We start from the raw sequence: 18,125 nt of genomic DNA, 5'->3' as shown, positions 1-18,125 counted from the left end.
AAAATAACTCGCGAGTAGACGCCTACGCGGTAAATCGTCTACGCGCTAGAGGGATGATCGGACGAATTCCTCCGGCCGAGCTTCCACGTGTTGTCATCCCTTCGGTCTTACCTGCATCGATGGCCTCCCCATCGAGAGATTGAGCTTTATTCTGCATCCAATGTGAAGTCCTGGGGGGGATCATGATCACATTCACCGAACGCTGCGCTCCTGCCGTCAACGGGGAACACACAGCCCGCTGACATGGCACAGCCGATGATCATCAATCGTTTCGGCGAGATCGCGGCGCGTCACGGTGATCGCAAGGCCCTGCTCGGTGAGACCCACGAGGTCACCTATGCCGAGCTGGCCGCGATGGCCGGGGGACACGCGGCTGCGCTCGTCGCCGCCGGCGTCCGACCCGGTGACCGCGTCGCGCTGCTCACCGCCCATGGCGCCCCGACCGTCGCGGCGCTGCTCGGCGCCCTCGCCGCGGGGTGCGCGTACGTGCCGCTGGACCCGGGTTTCCCGGTCGACCGGCTGCGCCACATGCTCGCCGCCGCCGGGGTCACCGCCCTCGCCTGCGCCGCCGAGCACCGCGAGCTGGCCCGGGACCTCGCCGACGGGCGCACCGTGCTGCCACTGGACCAGGTGCCGCCCGCCCCGCTGCGGCCCGTCCCGGTCGACCCGGACGCGCTGGCGTACGTGCTGTTCACCTCCGGCTCCACCGGCGTGCCCAAGGCCGTCGGGCAGACCCACCGCAACCTGGCGCACGTCGTCGACAACCAGATCGCGGCGCTGGCGATCGCCCCGACCGACCGGCTCAGCCTGCTCGCCTCGTTCAGCTTCGACGCCGCCATCCCCGACCTCTACCCGGCGCTGCTCACCGGCGCCGCGGTGGTCCCGGTCGACCTGCGCCGGCAGGGGCTCGCCCACGCCGTCGCCCAGCTCGACCGGCACCGGGCCACCGTGCTGCACTGCACCCCGACCGTCTACCGCTACCTGCTCGACACCCTCGGCGACCGGCGCCTCGACGCGGTCCGGCTGGTGCTGCTCGGTGGCGAGCAGGCCACGTACGCCGACGCCGCCCGCGGCCGGGACCGGTTCGCCCCCGACTGCCGGCTGGTCAACGGCTACGGCGCCACCGAGATGACGTTCGTGGCCCGGCACGTGCTGCCGCTGTCCACCGTGGATCCGGCAGCCACCGGCCCGTTGCCGATCGGCACCGCGTTCCCCGGCTACCAGCTCGACCTCGCCCCGGACACCGGCGAGCTGGTGGTCCGCAGCCGGCATCTCGCCCCCGGCTACCTCAACCAGGACAGCGACCGGTTCACCGTCGACGCCGACGGGACGCGGTCGTACCGCACCGGCGACCTGGGCCGGCGGCTGCCCGGCGGCGAGCTGGTCTGCCTGGGCCGGCTCGACCGGCAGGTCAAGGTGCGCGGGCATCGGGTCGAGCTGACCGAGATCGAGGCCGTGCTCGCCGCCCAGCCCGGCGTGGCCGGGGTGCGCGCCATCGCCCGCGACGGCGAGCTGCTGGCGTACGCGCGCCCGGCCGGCGACCGCCCCGACCCGGCCGCGCTGCGCGCCGCGCTCGCCGCCGCCCTGCCCGGCTACGCGCTGCCCCGCGCGGTCGTGGTGCTCGACGAGTTCCCGCTCACCGTCACGGGCAAGGTCGACGAGCGGGCGCTGCCCGATCCGGTGGCCGAGGTGCCGGCCGGTGCGGCGCCGGTCACCGACACCGAGCGGGCCGTGCACGACATCTGGTGCGCCGTGCTCGGCCGGCCGGCGGTGGGCCGCACGGACAGCTTCTTCGACGTCGGCGGGCAGTCCCTGCTGCTGGGCCAGGTACAGCAGCGGCTCGCCGATCGGTTCGGCGTGCGCCTGCCGATGCTGCGCCTCTTCGACCACCCGACGGTGGCCGCCCAGGCGGCGCTGCTCGACGCCCCGCCCGAGGCGGTCCGCGCCCCGGTGCTGCCCGCCCCCGCCGCGCCCGCCGCGGCGGCCCGCGAGTACACCGGAGACGAGATCGCCGTGGTCGGCCTCGCCGGCCGGTTCCCCGGCGCGCCCGACGTGGCCACCTTCTGGTGGAACCTGTGCACCGGAGTCGACGCGATCCACGAGCACACCGACGACGAGCTGGCCGCCCTCGGCGTCGGGCCGGGGCTGCGCGCCGACCCCCGGCACGTGCGGGCCGTCGGCCGGCTCGACGGGGTCGCCGACTTCGACGCGGAGTTCTTCTCCTTCGCCGCCGACGAGGCCGCCCGCACCGACCCGCAGCACCGGCTGTTCCTGGAGACCGCCTGGGAGGCCCTGGAGGACGCCGGGCACGACCCGGAGCGCTTCCCCGGCCTGGTCGGGGTCTACTCGGCCACCTCCGCCAACCGCTACTTCCTGTTCCACCTCATGGACAACCCGGCCGTGGTGGGCGACGTCGACCCGGACGACTGGGAGGCGCGGCTCATCGGCCGGCAGTTCACCGACCACCTGCCCGGGCAGGTCGCCTACCGGCTCGGGCTCACCGGGCCCGCCCTGGCCGTGCAGAGCGCCTGCTCCAGCTCGCTGGTCGCGGTCTGCCTCGCGGCGCAGAGCCTCGCCGACTACCAGTGCGACCTCGCGCTGGCCGGCGGGGTGACCGTCACCTGGCCCCGGCACCGGCACGTCCCGGGCGGCCTGGCCTCCCCGGACGGCCGGTGCCGCGCCTTCGACGAGGGCGCCAACGGCTCCGGCTTCGGCTCCGGCGTCGGGGTGGTCGCGCTGCGCAGGCTCGCCGACGCGCAGGCCGACGGCGACCGGATCTACGCCGTGCTGCCCGGCTGGGCGGTCACCAACGACGGTGCGGACCGCGCCGGCTTCGCCGTGCCCGGTCCGGCCGGGCAGGCCGCCGCGGTCGCCAACGCGCTGGCCACCGCCGAGGTCGCCCCCGGCGAGGTCGGCCTCGTCGAGGGGCACGGCAGCGGCACGCCGCTCGGCGACGCCATCGAGGTCGCTGCACTGCACGAGGTGTACGCGGGCGCCGCGCCCGCCGAGAGCTGCGCGCTCGGCTCGGTGAAGACCAACATCGGGCACCTCGACGCGGCCGCCGGGATCGCCGGGCTGATCAAGGCGGTGCTCGCCGTGCGGCACGGGGTGATCCCGCCGAACCTGCACTTCACCCGCCCGCACCCGGAGATCGACCTGGCGGCCGGCCCGTTCTACGTGCCCACCAAGGCGCGGGACTGGCCCGACGGGCCGCGCCGGGTGGCCGGGGTCAGCGCCTTCGGTCTGGGCGGCACCAACGCGCACGTCGTGGTGGAGCAGCCGCCGCCGGCCGACCCGGCCGACCCGCCCGGCGAGGGGCCGTGGCTGCTGCCGGTGTCGGCGCGTACCCCGGCGGCGCTGCGGGCCGCGGTGGCCCGGCTGCGGGCCCACCTCGGCGGCGACGGCCCGGCGCTGCCCGAGGTGGCCGCCACCCTGGCGCTCGGCCGGCGGGCCTTCGCCCACCGGGCCGCGGTGGTCGCCACCGACCTGCCCGGCGCCCTGGCCGGACTGGACGCGCTGCTGGACACCGACGCCCGGATCGCGGGCGAGGGTGGCCCGCTGCGCGAGCTGGCGGCCGACTGGGTCGCCGGGCGGGACGTCGACTGGGACGCCCTTCACCCCGAAGGCACGGTCCGGCGCACCGGGCTGCCCACCTACCCGTTCCAGCGCCAGCGGTACTGGATCGACCCCATGCAGAAAGGTCCGCGGTGAACTGGTTCGTCTCCGCCGGAAGCCGACCCCAGGCGCCGGTGCGGTTGTTCTGCCTGCCCTACGCCGGTGCCGGCGCGAGCGCGTTCCGGCGCTGGCAGGAGGGGATCGGCCCGGACGTCGAGGTCCTGCCGGTGCAGCTGCCCGGCCGGGAGAACCGGATCAGCGAGGATCCGCGCTTCGACGTCGCCGAGGTGGCCGAGGCCGTCGCCGCCCGGGCCGACCGCCCGTACGCCATCTACGGCCACTCGATGGGTGGCCGGGTCGGCTTCGAGGTGGTGCGGGAGCTGCGCCGGACCGGCGGGCCGCTGCCGCTGCGCCTCTACGTCGGCGGCGCCCGCGCCCCGCACGTCACGGCGCCCGGCCCCTTCGACGGGCTGTCCCGCGCCGACGACGAGGAGCTGCTGCGCCGGCTCGCGGACGGCGGTGGCCTTCCCACCGAGCTGTTCGACCACCCGGAGCTGGTGGAGCTGCTGCTGCCGCTGCTGCGGGCCGACTTCGGCCGGGTGGACGCCTACCGGTACGTGCCCGGCGAGCCGCTGCCGCTGCCGATCGTCGCGTTCTGCGGCCGGGACGACCGGGCGGTCACCCGGGAGCAGCACGCCGCCTGGGCCGAGCACACCGCCGCCGGTTTCACCCTGCACGAGCTGGCCGGCGGCCACTTCTTCCTGAACGACCGGCTTCCCGACCTGCTCGCGCTGATCCGCGCCGACCTGGCCGGGGCGCTCGGCGCCGAGACCACCCGCTCCGGCGCGCCGGCCGCGGGTACGCACCCGGTGCGCACCGCCGGCCGCGGGACCGCCGGCGGTGCGCACCGGGTGCCGCTCGGCGACACCGCCTGGTCGGTGTGGCGCGACGCCATCCTGCGTACCACCGGGTTCCCGGCCGACGGCCTGGACCTGTTCGCCGCGCCCCGGGCCGCCGCGGCGGCCGACGAGCTGGTGGCCACCGGCACCGGCGAGGACCGGTACGACAAGGAGTTCGACGAGGCGGTCCGGGCCGTCGCGGGGCGGATCAGCGAGCTGGCCGCCGACCCGCTGCTGCGCGAGGCGGTCACCTGGCAGAACCGCGGCGCGCTGGTCGCGCTCGACGGGCTGGCCCGGGGCGGCGCCGACGCGGCCCGCAACGTGCGGCGCCGGGACCGCGAGCGGGCGCTGCTCAAGTACTGGCAGCGCTACTGCGGCAAGAACGAGACGGTCGGCTTCTTCGGCCCGAGCTGCTGGGTGACCGTCGACCCCGACCAGCCGGAGACCGCCCGCATCCACCCCGGCGCCGGGCTGACCCGCCGGCGCTGGGTCTGGTTCGAGTCCTGGGCGCTCGCCGCGTACGCCGAGCGGATCGGCGCGGACCTGGCCGTCCGCCGGTGGTGGCCGCCGGTGCTGCGCCCGCACCTCGCGATCCGGGACCGCACCGTGCTGCGCCCCGGCCGGCCCCCGCTCGCGCTGACCCCGGTGGAGGCGGCGCTGCTCGCCGCCGCCGACGGGCACCGCCACGCCGCCGACCTGGTGGCCGACCCGGCCATCGGGCTGCGCCGCCCCGAGGACGGCTACGCCCTGCTGGACCGGCTGGTCGAGCGGGAGCTGATCAGCTGGGACGCCGCACTGCCGGTCAGCCCGGACGCCGAGGCGGTGCTGGCGGACCGGATCGCGGCGATCGGCGACGAGACCGCCCGGACCGCCGCGCAGGCCGGGTTCGACCGGCTCCGCGCCGCCCGCGACGAGGTGGCCGCGGCGGCCGGCGACCCGGCGCTGCTGCGGTCCGCCCTGGACGCCCTCGACGCCACCTTCACCGAGCTGACCGGTGTCCCCGCCGTCCGCCGGGCCGGCCAGATGTACGCCGGCCGGACCATCTGCTACGAGGACAGCGCCCGCGACCTGGACGTGGTCTTCGGGGCGCCGCTGCTGGCCGAGCTGGCCGCCCCGCTGGACGTGCTGCTGCGCGCCGCCCGGTGGATGGCGAACGCGCTGGCCGAGGCGTACGACGAGGTGTTCCGCGGGCTCTACGAGGAGTTGCGCGCCGAGGCCGGCGACGGTCCGGTCGCCCTGGCGGACCTGTGGTTCCTGGCCCAGGGCTTGTTCTGGGGCGGCGGCGAGCGGCCGGTCGACGCGGTCGCCGCCGACTTCGCCGCCCGCTGGGCCGGGCTGTTCGGGCTGGACGCGCTGCCGGCCGGCACCACCGACGTGCGGCTGCGCGTGGCCGACCTGGCCGACCGGGTCGACGCGGTCTTCCCCGGCGCCCGGCCGACCTGGTCCAACGCCGTGATGCACAGCCCTGACCTGCAGATCTGCGCCACCGACGCGGCGGCGCTGGCCCGGGGCGAGTTCACCGTGGTGCTCGGCGAGCTGCACGCCGCCTGGTCGTCGTTCGACTGCGCGGTGTTCACCCCGTCCCACCCGGAGGTCGAGCGGCTGCGCGCCGCGCTCGCCGAGGACATGGGCGACCGGCGGGTCCGCCTGCTCTTCCCCACCGAGTGGCCGCGCCGGACCAGCCGCACCTCCGAGTCGCTGACCGGGCCCACCGACCGGCACCTGGCCTTCCAGGACGCGCCGGGCGCCGAGCCGGCCCGGGTGCTGCCTACCGTGGACCTCACCGTCGGCGAGGTCGACGGCCGGCTCGTCGCCACCGCCTCGGACGGGCAGCGGTGGCCGCTCACCGAGGTGTTCGCCGAGCTGCTCAGCGCCCACGCGGTGGACGGCTTCAAGCTGGTCGCCGCCGCGCCGTACACGCCCCGGATCACGCTGGACCGGCTGGTCGTGGCCCGGCAGACCTGGCGGACCACGGTGGGGGAGAGCGGTCTGGCGCTGGCCACCGGCGAGCGGCAGCGCTTCCTGGCCGTGCGGGAGTGGCGACGCGGTCTGGGCCTGCCCGAGCAGGTCTACGTCAAGCTCGGCACCGAGACCAAGCCGTGCTTCGTGGACCTCTCCAGCCCGGCCTTCGCCAACATGTTCTGCGCCATGGTGCGGGCCGCCCGGGTCGACGGCGGCGACGACGTCTCACTCACCGTCAGCGAGATGCTGCCGACCACGGACCAGGCCTGGGTGCCCGACGGGGCCGGGCGGCGCTACTTCAGCGAGCTGCGTCTGCACATCGTGGACACCCAGGGGACGGAGAACCGATGAGCCACCTGCTGCCCCTGGGACGGACCGGCTGGTCGGTCTGGCGGGACACGGTGGTGCGGACGGCCGGCTTCCCGGCCGCCGGGCTCGACCGGTTCGCCGGGCCGGAGGCCGCCGCGGCGGCCGACGCCCTGCTCGACGGGGACGGCACGCGGGAGGTCTTCGAGAAGGCGCTGGCGGACGCGGCCGACGAGAGCTCCGCCGCGGCCCTCGACCTGGCCGCCGACCCGCTGCTGCGCGAGGCGGTCACCTGGCAGAACCCGGACATGCTCATCGCCCTCGACGGGCTGCTGCGCACCGACCCCTCGGTCCGCAACAGCCGGCGCCGCAAGCGGGAGATGGCCCTGCTGCGCTACTGGCAGCGCTACTGCGGCAAGGCGGAGACCATCGGGTTCTTCGGGCCGGTGAGCTGGGGCACCCTCGAACCGGAGACGGCCACCTCCGTGGTCACCCCCGGCGCGGGCCTGGTCCGCCACCGCCGGGTGCACTTCGAGGCGTGGGCGCTGACCGCGTACGCCGACCGGCTCGGCGCCGACCTGGCGGTGCGCCGCTGGTGGTCACCGACCCGGCCGCCGCACCTGACCGTGACCGGCCACCGGCTGCACCGGCCGCTGCACCCGCCGGTCGAGCTGCCCCCGGTCGAGGCCCGGCTGCTCGCCGCCGCCGACGGCCGCACCCCGGCCACCGAGCTGGTCGAGCGGTTCCGGGCGGCCGGCGACCTGCGGACCGCCGACGACGGCTACCTGCTGCTCGACCGGCTGGTCGAGCGCGGCCTGCTCGCCTGGGACGCCGCCCTGCCCACCAGCCCGGCGGCGGAGCGGGTGCTGGCCGGGCGGATCGCCGCGATCGGCGACCCGGCCGCCCGGGCGGCGGCCGAGGCCGGCCTCGACCGGCTCCGGGCGGCCCGCGACGCGGTGGCCGCGGCGGCCGGCGACCCGGACCGGCTGGGCGCCGCGCTGGCCGTGCTGAACAGTGAGTTCACCGAGGTGACCGGTAGCGCCGCGACCCGGCACGCCGGCCAGATGTACGCCGGCCGCACGCTGGTCTACGAGGAGACCGAGCGGGACCTGGACGTCCGGGTGGGCGCGGCCGTGCGGGAGGCGCTGGCCGACCCGCTCGCCGTGGTGCTGACCGCCGCCCGCTGGCTGACCGCCGAGGTCGGCGCGGCCTGCACGGCGGTCGTCGCCGACCTGCACGCCGAACTCGCCGAGGACGGCCCGGTCCGGCTCGCCGACGTGTGGGCGCCCGCCCAGGGGCTGCTGCTCGCGCCGGACGGCCCGCTCCAGCGCGCCGCCGCCGGGCTGACCGCCCGCTGGCGGGAGCTGTTCGGGTTGGCCGACCTGCCGCCGGAGCAGGCCGAGCTGACGCTGCGCAGCGCCGACCTGGCCGCGCGGGCGGCCGAGCTCTTCGCGGCCGACGGTCCGGGCTGGCCGTCCGCCCGGATCCACAGCCCCGACGTGCAGATCGCCGCCGCCGACCTCGACGCGCTCAACCGGGGCGAGTTCCTGCTGGTCCTCGGCGAGCTGCACCCGAGCCTGAGCACCTTCGACAGCGCGGTGCTCACGCCGTTCCACCCGGACCCGGCGGCGCTGCGTGCCGGCTTCGACGCCGACCTCGGGTCGGTCCGGCTCCGGGTGGTCTACCCGGCCAACTACCCGCGCCTGACCACCCGGACCACCTACGAGCTGACCGGCCCCCAGGACCGGCAGATCGGCATCGACACCGCCCGGGGCGCCGACCTGGACCGTCTGGTCCCGGCCACCGACGTGCGGATCGAGCGCGCCGGCGCCGCGTTCGACGCGGTCTTCCCCGACGGGCGGCGCTGGCCGCTCACCGAGGTGTTCGGCAACCTGTTCTCCGCGCTGCTGCTGGACAGCTTCAAGCTGCTCGACCCGGCCCCGCACATGCCCCGGATCACCATCGACCGGCTGGTCGTGGCCCGGCGCACCTGGCGGACCACAGTGGGGGAGTGCGGGCTGGCCGGGGTGACCGGTGAGGCCGAGCGCTACCTCGCGGTGCGCCGCCTGCGGCAGCGGCTCGGCCTGCCCGAGCGGGTCTTCGTGAAGGTCGGCACCGAGGTCAAGCCCTGCTACGTCGACCTGACCGGCCCGCTGCACATCCGGTCGCTGTGCGCCATGGTCGACGCCGCCGCCCGCACCGGCCCCGACGTCGCCGTGGTGGTCACCGAGCTGCTGCCCGACCCGGCCCGCTCGTGGATCACCGACGCGCAGGGCCGCGGCTACGTCAACGAACTCCGCCTCCAGATCACCGACCCAGCCCACCACCGGGGAGACCACGGGTGACCGACATCCTGACCGTCAGCGCCGCGTACGGGGCTGACCTGCCCTGGCCCGACGCCACCGTGGCCGACCTGGTCACCGCGCAGGCCGCCCGCACACCCGACGCGGTGGCGGTGCGCCAGTGGGACACCCGGCTGACCTACCGGCAGCTCGTCGACCGGGCCGCCGGGGTGGCCGCCGCCCTGCGCGAGCGCGGGATCGTCCCCGGCGACCGGGTCGGGGTCTGCGGCGCGCGTACCCCCGACCTGGTGGTCACCGTGCTCGGTGTGCTGCTGGCCGGCGCCGCGTACGTGCCGCTGGAGCCGGGTGGGCCCCGCGAGCGGCTGCGCGAGATCGCCCGGGACGCCGGGGTACGGGTGGTGGTCGGCGACGCGGCGGCGGCCGAGTTCGGCGACGAGCCCGGCGTCGAGGCGGTCGGCCTGCCCGGCCCGGCCCCGCTCGCGCCCTGCCCGGCCCGCCCCGGCGACCCGGCGTACGTGCTGTTCACCTCGGGCTCCACCGGCCGGCCCAAGGGGGTGCTCACCAGCCACCGCAACGTGGTCGAGTTCGTCACCGGGGTGGTGGCGCTGACCGGCGCCGACGCCTCGGTACGCAGCCTCGGCATCGCCTCGCTCGGCTTCGACGCGGCCACCATGGACCTGTTCGTGCCGCTGCTGCTCGGCGGCGCGGTGCAACTGCTCGGCGCCGACGACCGCGCCGACCCGGTCCGGCTGGCCCGGTTCATCGCCGCGCACGAGGTGACCTGGGGCTTCATCACCCCGACCGTGCTCGCCCTGCTCGACCCGGCGGAGCTGCCGTCCTGGCGGGTGCTGCTCTGCGGGGGCGAGGCGGTCCCGGCCGAGCTGGTCGCCCGCTGGGCCCCCGGCCGGCGCTTCCTCAACGGCTACGGCCCCACCGAGACCACCGTGCTGGCCGTCAGCGACGACCTCACCGCCGGCGACACCGACCCGGTGCCGATCGGCCGGCCCCTGCCCAACCACCGGGCGTACGTGGTGGACGCCGACCTGCGCCCGGTGCCGCCGGGGGAGACCGGCGAGCTGCTCATCGGCGGTCCCGGCCTGGCCGACGGCTACCTGAACCGGCCCGGGCTGACCGCCGAGCGGTTCGTCCCCGACCCGTTCGGCGACCGGCCCGGCGAGCGCCTCTACCGCACCGGCGACCTGGTCCGGCAGGCGCCGGACGGCCGGATCGTCTACCTCGGCCGGGCCGACCGCCAGGTCAAGGTGCGCGGCCAGCGGATCGAGCTGGGCGAGGTCGAGGCCGTGCTGGCCGGGCACCCCGGCGTCGACCAGGTCGCCGTGGAGGCCGTGCCCGGTCCGGCCGGCACCGAGCTGGTCGCCTTCCTCACTCCCGCCGACGCGCCCGGCCACGAGGCGCTGCGGGCGTACGCCGGGCCGCGGCTGACCGCCGCGATGCTGCCCGTCCGGACGGTGCGGCTGGCCGCGCTGCCGGTCAGCCCGACCAGCGGCAAGCTGGACCGGCCGGCGCTGCGCGCGCTCGCCGCGGCCGCACCGGAGGTGGCCGAGGAGGCCGACGGCGGCGACCCGGTGGAGGCGGCGGTCCGGCGGCTGTGGATCCGGCTGCTCGGCGTGAACCCCGCCCCGGACAGCGACTTCCTCGCCGCCGGCGGCAACTCGATCGCCGCCATGCGGCTGGTCGCCGCGCTCCGCGCCGAGCTGGGCCGGCGGGTCGACACCCGGGTGCTGTTCACCGACCGCACCTTCGCGGCACTGGTCGACCGCGTACGGGCCGCCGACCCCGCCGGCGGCGACGAGCTGACCACCGGCAACCCGCCCACCCTCTCCCCGCCGCAGCGGCGGCTCTGGTTCATGGACCAGCTCGCTCCGTCGAGCGCGCCCTACAACATCGCGGTGGCGCACCGGCTGCGCGGGCCGCTGGACACCGCCGCGCTCGGCGCCGCGCTGCGCGCCGTGGCCGAGCGGCACGACGTGCTGCGCTGGCGGATCCCGCAGACCGGCGGCGTGCCGTACGCGGTCCGCGAGGAGCCGACCGACGTGGCCGTGCCGGTGGTCGACCTGACCGGCGCCGCCGACGCCGAGGCGGAGCTGGCCACCATGCTCGCGGCCGGTGCCGGGCACTCGTTCGACCTGGCCACCGGCCCGCCCTGGCAGGTGACCGTCTACCGGCTCGCCGCCGACACCCACGTGCTCGCCGTCACCGTGCACCACGCGGTCTTCGACGGGTGGTCCGAGGCGCTGCTCTACGACGAGCTGGCCGGCGCGTACGCCCGGGCGGTCGCCGGTGAGCCGCCGGTCCGGCCGCCGCTGCCCGCCACGTACGCCGACTACGCCGTCTGGCGGGCGGAGCGGGACCGGCACCGCGGCGCGGCCGACCTGGCCTGGTGGACCGACCACCTGGCCGGCGCACCGACCGTGCTGGACCTGCCCCGCGACCGGCCCCGCCCGGCGGTGCAGACCTACGCCGGCGTGGAGGCCGCGGTGCGGCTCACCGAGGCGGCCGACCGGGCGGTGCGCGACCTGGCCGCCCGGCGGGGCACCACGGTGGCGGCAGTGCTGCTGGCCGGCTTCGGTGAGCTGCTGCGCCGGCTCACCGGCGGCGACGACCACGTGCTCGGCGCGATCGTCGCCGACCGGCGGCTGGCCGCCTTCGACGACGTCATCGGCTTCTTCATCGACACCGTGCCGGTGCGGGTCCGCACCGGCGGGGCGACCTTCGCCGGCCTGGTCGACCGGTGCGCCGCCGAGCTGCACGCGGTCACCGAGCACCCCGGCGCGCCGCTGGAACGGATCGTCGAGGCGCTCGGCGTCGGTCGGGACACCTCCCGCGCCCCGCTCGTGCAGGTGCTGTTCAACGTGCTCAACTTCGTCCCGCCCCGGCTCGCGCTGACCGGCCTCACGGTCGAGCCGGTGCCGGTGCCGAAGCCCGGCTCGCCGTTCGACATCACCGTCTACGTGGTGGAACGCGACGGCCGGGCCGGCGTCGAGGTGGTGCACAACCCGGACCTGTTCGACGCCGACCGGATCGAGGCGCTCCTGGCCGACCTGGCCGGCCTGGTCGGCGCCCTCGCGGCCGACCCGGACGCGCCCGCCGACCAGGTCGCCCCCGAGCTGCCACGTCCCGCGGTGCGGGTCGCGGCGCTCGGCGCGATGAGCGTGGCCACCGCCGAGCCGGCCCGCGCCCCGCTGCCCACCGGGCCGGACGCGCTCACGGCCACCGAGGAGCTGATCGCCGGCATCTGGCGGGAGGTGCTCGGCCGGGACCGGGTCGGCGTCGCCGACAACTTCTTCGACATCGGCGGCCACTCGATGGCCCTCGCCGCGGTGCACGCCCGGCTCACCGAGGCCACCGGCCGCTCCCTGACCATGCTCGACCTGTTCCGTCACCCGACCGTGCGGGCCCTCGCCGCCAGCCTCGACGGCGCCGCCGACCGGCCGGAACTGGCCCGTGCCGCGATGCGGGCCGCCGCCCGGCGTGGCCGCGCCCGCCGTACCCCACCCCGACGACCGAACCAGCCGTAACCCCTCCCCGACGCACCGCGTGAGTTAAGGACAGCCCCGATGCAGAACGACATTTCCTCCACCGACGACGGCATCGAACCGATCGCGATCGTCGGGCTCGCCGCCCGCCTGCCCGGGGCGGCCGACGTCGACGAGTTCTGGCGCAACCTGGTCGACGGCGTCGAGTCGGTGACCGAGCTGACCCGCGAGGAGCAGCTCGCCCGCGGCGCCACCCCCGAGGAGGTCGACGACCCCGGCTGGGTGAACCGGGCCCCGCTGGTCGACGGCTACGACGAGTTCGACGCCGGCCTGTTCGGCATGACCGCCCGCGAGGCGGAGATCACCGACCCGCAGCACCGCCTCTTCCTGGAGACCTGCTACACCGCCCTCCAGGACGGCGGCTACGACCCGGGCCGCTACGACGGCGCGGTCGGCGTCTACGCCGGCACCGGCGGCAACACCTACCTGCACCGCAACGTGCTGCGCAACAAGCGGGTCGGTGGCAGCCCGCACGGCGCGGTCTCCCTCGCCACCGGCAACTCGCCGAACTACGTGGCCACCAACGTCTCCTACCGGCTCGACCTGCGGGGCCCCAGCCTCACCGTGCACACCGCCTGCTCCACCTCGCTGGTGGCCTTCCACCTGGCCTGCGAGGCGCTGCGCAACGGCGAGTGCGACATGGCCCTGGCCGGTGGCGTCAACATCGAGCTGCCGCACGTCGGCTACCTCGGCATGGACGGCTTCACCTCGCCGGACGGCCGTTGCCGCCCGTTCGACGCCGGGGCCAACGGCACGGTGTGGGGCAGCGGAGTCGGGGTGACCCTGCTCAAGCGCCTCTCCGACGCGATCGCCGACGGCGACACGATCCGCGCCGTGGTGCTCGGCAACGCCATCAACAACGACGGCGCCGGCAAGGTCGGTTTCACCGCCCCCAGCATCGACGGGCAGATGGAGGCGGTCGCCCAGGCCGTCGGCCTGGCCGGCATCGACCCGCGCACCATCAGCTACGTCGAGGCGCACGGCACCGGCACCGCGCTCGGCGACCCGATCGAGATCGCCGCCCTCTCCGCGGTGTACACGAAGGACACCGAGGACCGGGGCTGGTGCGGCATCGGCTCGGTGAAGTCCAACATCGGCCACCTCAGCCAGCCCTCCGGCATCGTGAGCGTGATCAAGACGGTGCTGGCCATGGAGCACGGCCTGATCCCGCCGACCATCAACTACGAGACCCCGAACCCCGGCATCGACTTCGCCGACACCCCGTTCTACGTGGCGAACACGCTGACCAAGTGGGACACCGACGGCGGGCCGCGGCGCGCCGGGGTCAGCTCGTTCGGCATCGGCGGCACCAACGCGCACGTGGTGCTGGAGGAGGCGCCGGCCGCGTACCGGACCGAGCGGCGGGTCCGCCCGGCGCACCTGCTCCAGGTCTCGGCGAAGTCCGCGACCGCACTCGACACCGCCGTGAAGCGCCTCGCCGACCACCTGGAGAGCGGCACCGCGGGCGGTCCGGAACTGCTCGCCGACGTCGCGCACACCCTGCGGGTCGGCCGCCAGCAGTACGCGCACCGCGCCGCCGTGGTCGCCACCGACCTGCCGTCCGCGGCAGCGGCCCTGCGCGACAAGCGCAAGGCGCACCGGGGCGCCCTCGACGGGCCCGCCCCCCGGGTGGCCTTCCTGTTCAGCGGCCAGGGTTCCCAGTACGCCGGCATGGGCGCCGAGCTGTACGCCGAGGACCCCGCGTTCGCGGCCACCGTGGACGAGTGCGCCGAACTGCTCCGCCCCGAGCTGGGCCTGGACATCCGGGACCTGATCCTGGGCCGCGACCCGGAGGCGGCGGAGAAGCTCACGCAGACCCGCTACACCCAGCCCGCCCTGTTCACCGTCGAGTACGCCCTCGCCACCGCCTGGCAGCGGGCCGGGGTCGCCCCGGCCGCGATGCTCGGACACTCCATCGGCGAGTACGTCGCCGCCACCGTGGCCGGCGTGCTCACCCTCCCCGACGCGCTGCGGGTGGTGGCCGCCCGGGGCCGGCTCATGCACTCGCTGCCCGCCGGCTCGATGCTGGCCGTGACGCTGGACGAGTCGGCCGTCGCCGACCGGCTGCCCGAGGGCCTGTCCGTGGCCACCGTCAACGGCCCGGGCACCTGCGTGGTGGCCGGCGAGACCGCGCTGATCGAGGAGTTCGCCGCGAGCCTCGGCGGCAAGAACAAGTCCAAGGTGCTGCGCACCTCGCACGCCTTCCACTCGCCGATGATGGACCCGATCCTCGACGAGTTCACCGCGCTGATGGCGAGCGTCCCGCTGCGCCCGCCGGCCGTGCCGTTCCTGTCCAACGTGACCGGCACCTGGATCACCGAGGCGGAGGCCACCGACCCGGCGTACTGGGCCGCGCACCTGCGCCGGCCGGTCCGCTTCGGCGCCTGCGTGGCCACGCTGCTGGCCGAGGGCACCTGGGCGCTGGTCGAGTGCGGCCCGGGCCGGCAGCTCGCCAACCTGGCCCGGATGCAGGTCGCCAAGGCCACCGAGGCGCAGCGGAAGCTGACCCCGCTGGGCAGCCTGCCGGGGCCGGGCGAGCCCGTCGGCGATCTGGCCACCCTGCTCGGCAGCGCCGGCGCGCTGTGGTGCGCCGGGGTGCCGGTGACCCTGGCCGTCGACCCCGACGCCCGCCGGGTGCCGCTGCCCACCTACCCGTTCGAGCGCCGCCGCTACTGGGTCGACCCCGACCCGGTGGAGCTGGCGGCGGCCCCGGTCGAGACCGGGCCCCGGCCGCTGCCCGAGTGGTTCGCGGTGCCGGTGTGGCGGCAGGCCGCCCCGGCGCGGACCGTCGTCCCGCTGGGCCGGTGCCTCGTGCTGGCGGACGGCCCGCGCGGTGACGCGCTCGTCGCCGCGTTGCGCGCCGCCGGCGACGACCCGGTCGAGGTACGCGCCGGCGACGCCTTCGCCGCCACGGCCACCGGCTTCCGGCTGCGCCCCGGCGCCCGCGAGGACCACGAGGCGCTGGTCGCCGCGCTCGGCGCCGACCTGCCGCGCCGGATCGTGCACGCGTACGCCCTGGACGGCGACCCGGCCGGCACCGACATCGCCGCGGCCTGGGCCGCCCAGGACCGGGGCTTCTTCAGCGCGCTGCACCTGGTGCAGGCGCTCGCCGGCGCCGGGCTGACCGCCGACGAGGAGGGCATCCGCCTCGACCTGGTCACCGCCGGCATCGGCGACGTCCGGGGCGACGACCTGGTCCGGCCGGAGCACGCCACCCTGGCGGGCCTGGCCCGGGTGCTCCCCGTCGAGCTGCCCGGGCTCACCGTCCGGCTGGTCGACGCGGACACCGCCGCGCGCGGGGTCGCCGCGCTCGCGGCCGAGCTGCGCGGCCCGGCCGACCCGGAGCACCCGGAGGTGGCGCTGCGCCGCGACCGGCGCTGGGTCGCCGGCTACGAGCAGGTCACCGTGGACGCCGAGGGCGACCCGGGCGTGCTGCGCGAGGCGGGCCGCTACCTGATCACCGGTGGTCTCGGCGGCATCGGCGTCACCCTGGCCGAGGACTTCGCCCGCCGGGCCCGCGCCAAGCTCGTGCTGCTGGCCCGCTCCGGCCTGCCCGAGCGGGACAGCTGGGACGAGCACCTGGCCGTGCACGGCGGCGCCGACCGGGCCGGCCGGGCCATCGCGGCGATCCGCCGGATGGAGGCGGCCGGGGCCGAGGTGCTGGTGCTCGCCGCGGACGTCACCGACCCGGACGACCTGCGCCGCGTCCGCGAGGCCGCCGAGACGCGGTTCGGCGGGCTGGACGGCATCGTGCACGCCGCCGGCCTGCCCGGCGGCGGCATGGCCGAGATCAAGGACCGGGCGGAGGCGGAGCGGGTGCTCGCCCCGAAGCTCGCCGGCACCCTCGCCCTGGCCCAGGTCTTCGGTGACCTGCCGCTGGACTTCGTGGCGCTCTGCTCCTCGATCACCGCCGTGATCGGCGGCTTCGGCCAGGTCGACTACTGCGCGGCGAACAACTTCCTGGACGCCTGGGCCCGCTCCGGCGCCGGCTTCCGCGCCCCCGTGGTCTCCCAGAACTGGGGCGGCTGGGCCGAGGTCGGCATGGCCGTGGAGACGAACGCGCCGGCCGCCTTCCGGGCCGCCGGCCGGGACACCGTCACCGCCCCGGTGGACCACCCGGTGCTCACCACCCGGGTGACCGGCCCGGACGGCACGGTGCTGCACGGCCTGGTCTCCGCGAGCACCCACTGGCTGCTCGACGAGCACCGGATCGGCGGGGTGCCGGTGGTGCCCGGCACCGCCCACCTGGAGTCGGTGCGGGCCGCGGTGACCGCCGCCCTGCCCGCCCCGGCGCCGGACGCCGCCGTGGAACTGCGGGACGTGGTCTTCCTGGAGCCGTTCTCGGTGCCGGACGGCACGGTCGCCCAGTACCGGGTGGAGCTGACCCCCGCCGAGGACGGGGTCGACTTCACCGTGGCCAGCCTCGCCGCCGGCCAGCTGCGCACCCACGTGCGGGGCGCCGCCGGCTGGACCACCGAGCCCGCCCCGCCGGCCGGCACCCCCGCCGTCGCCGGCCGCCGCGTCGACGACGACGCCTCGTTCGGTCGGGGCCGCACCAGCATGCTCACCTTCGGCCCCCGCTGGGCCGCCCTGGCCGAGCACCACCTGGCCGAGGGGGAGGAGCTGGCCCGGGTCGAGGCGCCCGCTGCCGCGCTGGGCGACCTGCCCTCCTGGGGGCTGCACCCGGCGCTGCTGGACGTGGCCACCGCGTTCGGCCGCGGCCAGGGCTCCGGCACCTACCTGCCGCTGTCGTACGGGCGGATCGTGGTGCGCGGGTCGCTGCCGGCGACCTTCCACAGCCACCTGCGGCACCGCACCAGCGCCACCGAGGAGGTGGTGGCGGCCGACCTGTCGCTGCGCGACACCGACGGCCGGGAACTGGTCGCCATCAGCGACTTCGTGCTGCGCAAGGTGGACCAGGGTGCGGTCACCGGTGGCCTCGCCGACGCCCCGGCCGCCGCCGAGGCGGCGCCGGCCCCGGTCACCGAGGACATCCGGCCGGTCGACGGGGCCGAGGCGTTCCGCCGCAGCCTCACCGCCGGCCTGGGCGCCCAGGTGGTCATCACCACCCGCACGGTCGCCGACATCCGGCGGCGCGCGGCCCGGGTGACCACGGACAGCCTGGAGGCGGAGACCGAGGCGCCGGCCACCGCGGCGGCCGGCGCGGGCGGTGGCTCGGCGGCCCCGTCGACAGAGCTGGAGAAGACCATCGCCCAGGTGTGGCGCGACGGCCTCGGCGTCACCGAGGTCGGCGTGGACGACGACTTCTTCGCCCTCGGTGGCAACTCGCTGGTCGCGGTGCAGCTGATCGCCGCGATGCGCAAGGCCACCGGCGTGCGGCTGCCCATGCGCAGCCTCTTCGAGACCCCCACGGTCGCCGGGCTGGCGGCCCGGATCGAGGAGCTGCGGGCCAGCCAGCCCGCCGACGAACCGGCCGCTCCGGCGGCGATCCCGGCCATCCCGCGGCTGCCCCGCGCCTGACC

5 protein-coding genes are annotated in these 18,125 nt (G+C 76.6%); all 5 read left to right on the top strand.

The genetic code is table 11. The annotated features are described in order from the left end of the window. Window positions 1–243 precede the first annotated feature (243 nt). Genes ABZW14_RS20375 through ABZW14_RS20355 form a run of 5 tightly spaced genes read left to right on the top strand, consistent with a single transcriptional unit; the run spans window position 244 to window position 18,123 of the window. Complete coding sequence (locus ABZW14_RS20375) at window positions 244–3,711, top strand: amino acid adenylation domain-containing protein (RefSeq protein WP_355348562.1); 3,468 nt, start codon at window positions 244–246, stop codon at window positions 3,709–3,711. Next, window positions 3,708–6,827 (top strand): thioesterase domain-containing protein, encoded by a 3,120-nt coding sequence (locus tag ABZW14_RS20370; protein WP_355348559.1) that lies wholly within the window; start codon window positions 3,708–3,710, stop codon window positions 6,825–6,827. The genes ABZW14_RS20375 and ABZW14_RS20370 overlap by 4 nt, the downstream gene beginning before the upstream one ends. Continuing rightward, on the top strand, window positions 6,824–9,127 hold the full coding sequence (locus tag ABZW14_RS20365; RefSeq protein ID WP_355348556.1) for a lantibiotic dehydratase: 2,304 nt from the start codon (window positions 6,824–6,826) through the stop codon (window positions 9,125–9,127). Before ABZW14_RS20370 ends, ABZW14_RS20365 begins: the two co-directional genes overlap by 4 nt. Next, window positions 9,124–12,624, top strand: coding sequence for an amino acid adenylation domain-containing protein (locus ABZW14_RS20360; RefSeq protein WP_355348553.1), 3,501 nt, complete (start codon window positions 9,124–9,126; stop codon window positions 12,622–12,624). The genes ABZW14_RS20365 and ABZW14_RS20360 overlap by 4 nt, the downstream gene beginning before the upstream one ends. Before the next feature lie 39 nt (window positions 12,625–12,663). Continuing rightward, window positions 12,664–18,123, top strand: a complete 5,460-nt coding sequence (locus ABZW14_RS20355) for an SDR family NAD(P)-dependent oxidoreductase (protein WP_355348550.1) — start codon at window positions 12,664–12,666, stop codon at window positions 18,121–18,123. Window positions 18,124–18,125: the final 2 nt, after the last annotated feature.

It is taken from the genome of Micromonospora sp. NPDC004551, from assembly GCF_040609975.1.
Taxonomy (GTDB): Bacteria; Actinomycetota; Actinomycetes; order Mycobacteriales; family Micromonosporaceae; genus Micromonospora.
This window is presented reverse-complemented; position numbering and strand designations above follow the sequence as displayed.

Excerpts from the sequence above, each read along its gene's own strand:
- ABZW14_RS20375 (WP_355348562.1), top strand. The coding sequence starts at position 244 with ATGGCACAGCCGATGATCATCAATCGTTTCGGCGAGATCGCGGCGCGT.
- ABZW14_RS20365 (WP_355348556.1), top strand. The coding sequence starts at position 6,824 with ATGAGCCACCTGCTGCCCCTGGGACGGACCGGCTGGTCGGTCTGGCGG.
- ABZW14_RS20355 (WP_355348550.1), top strand. The coding sequence starts at position 12,664 with ATGCAGAACGACATTTCCTCCACCGACGACGGCATCGAACCGATCGCG.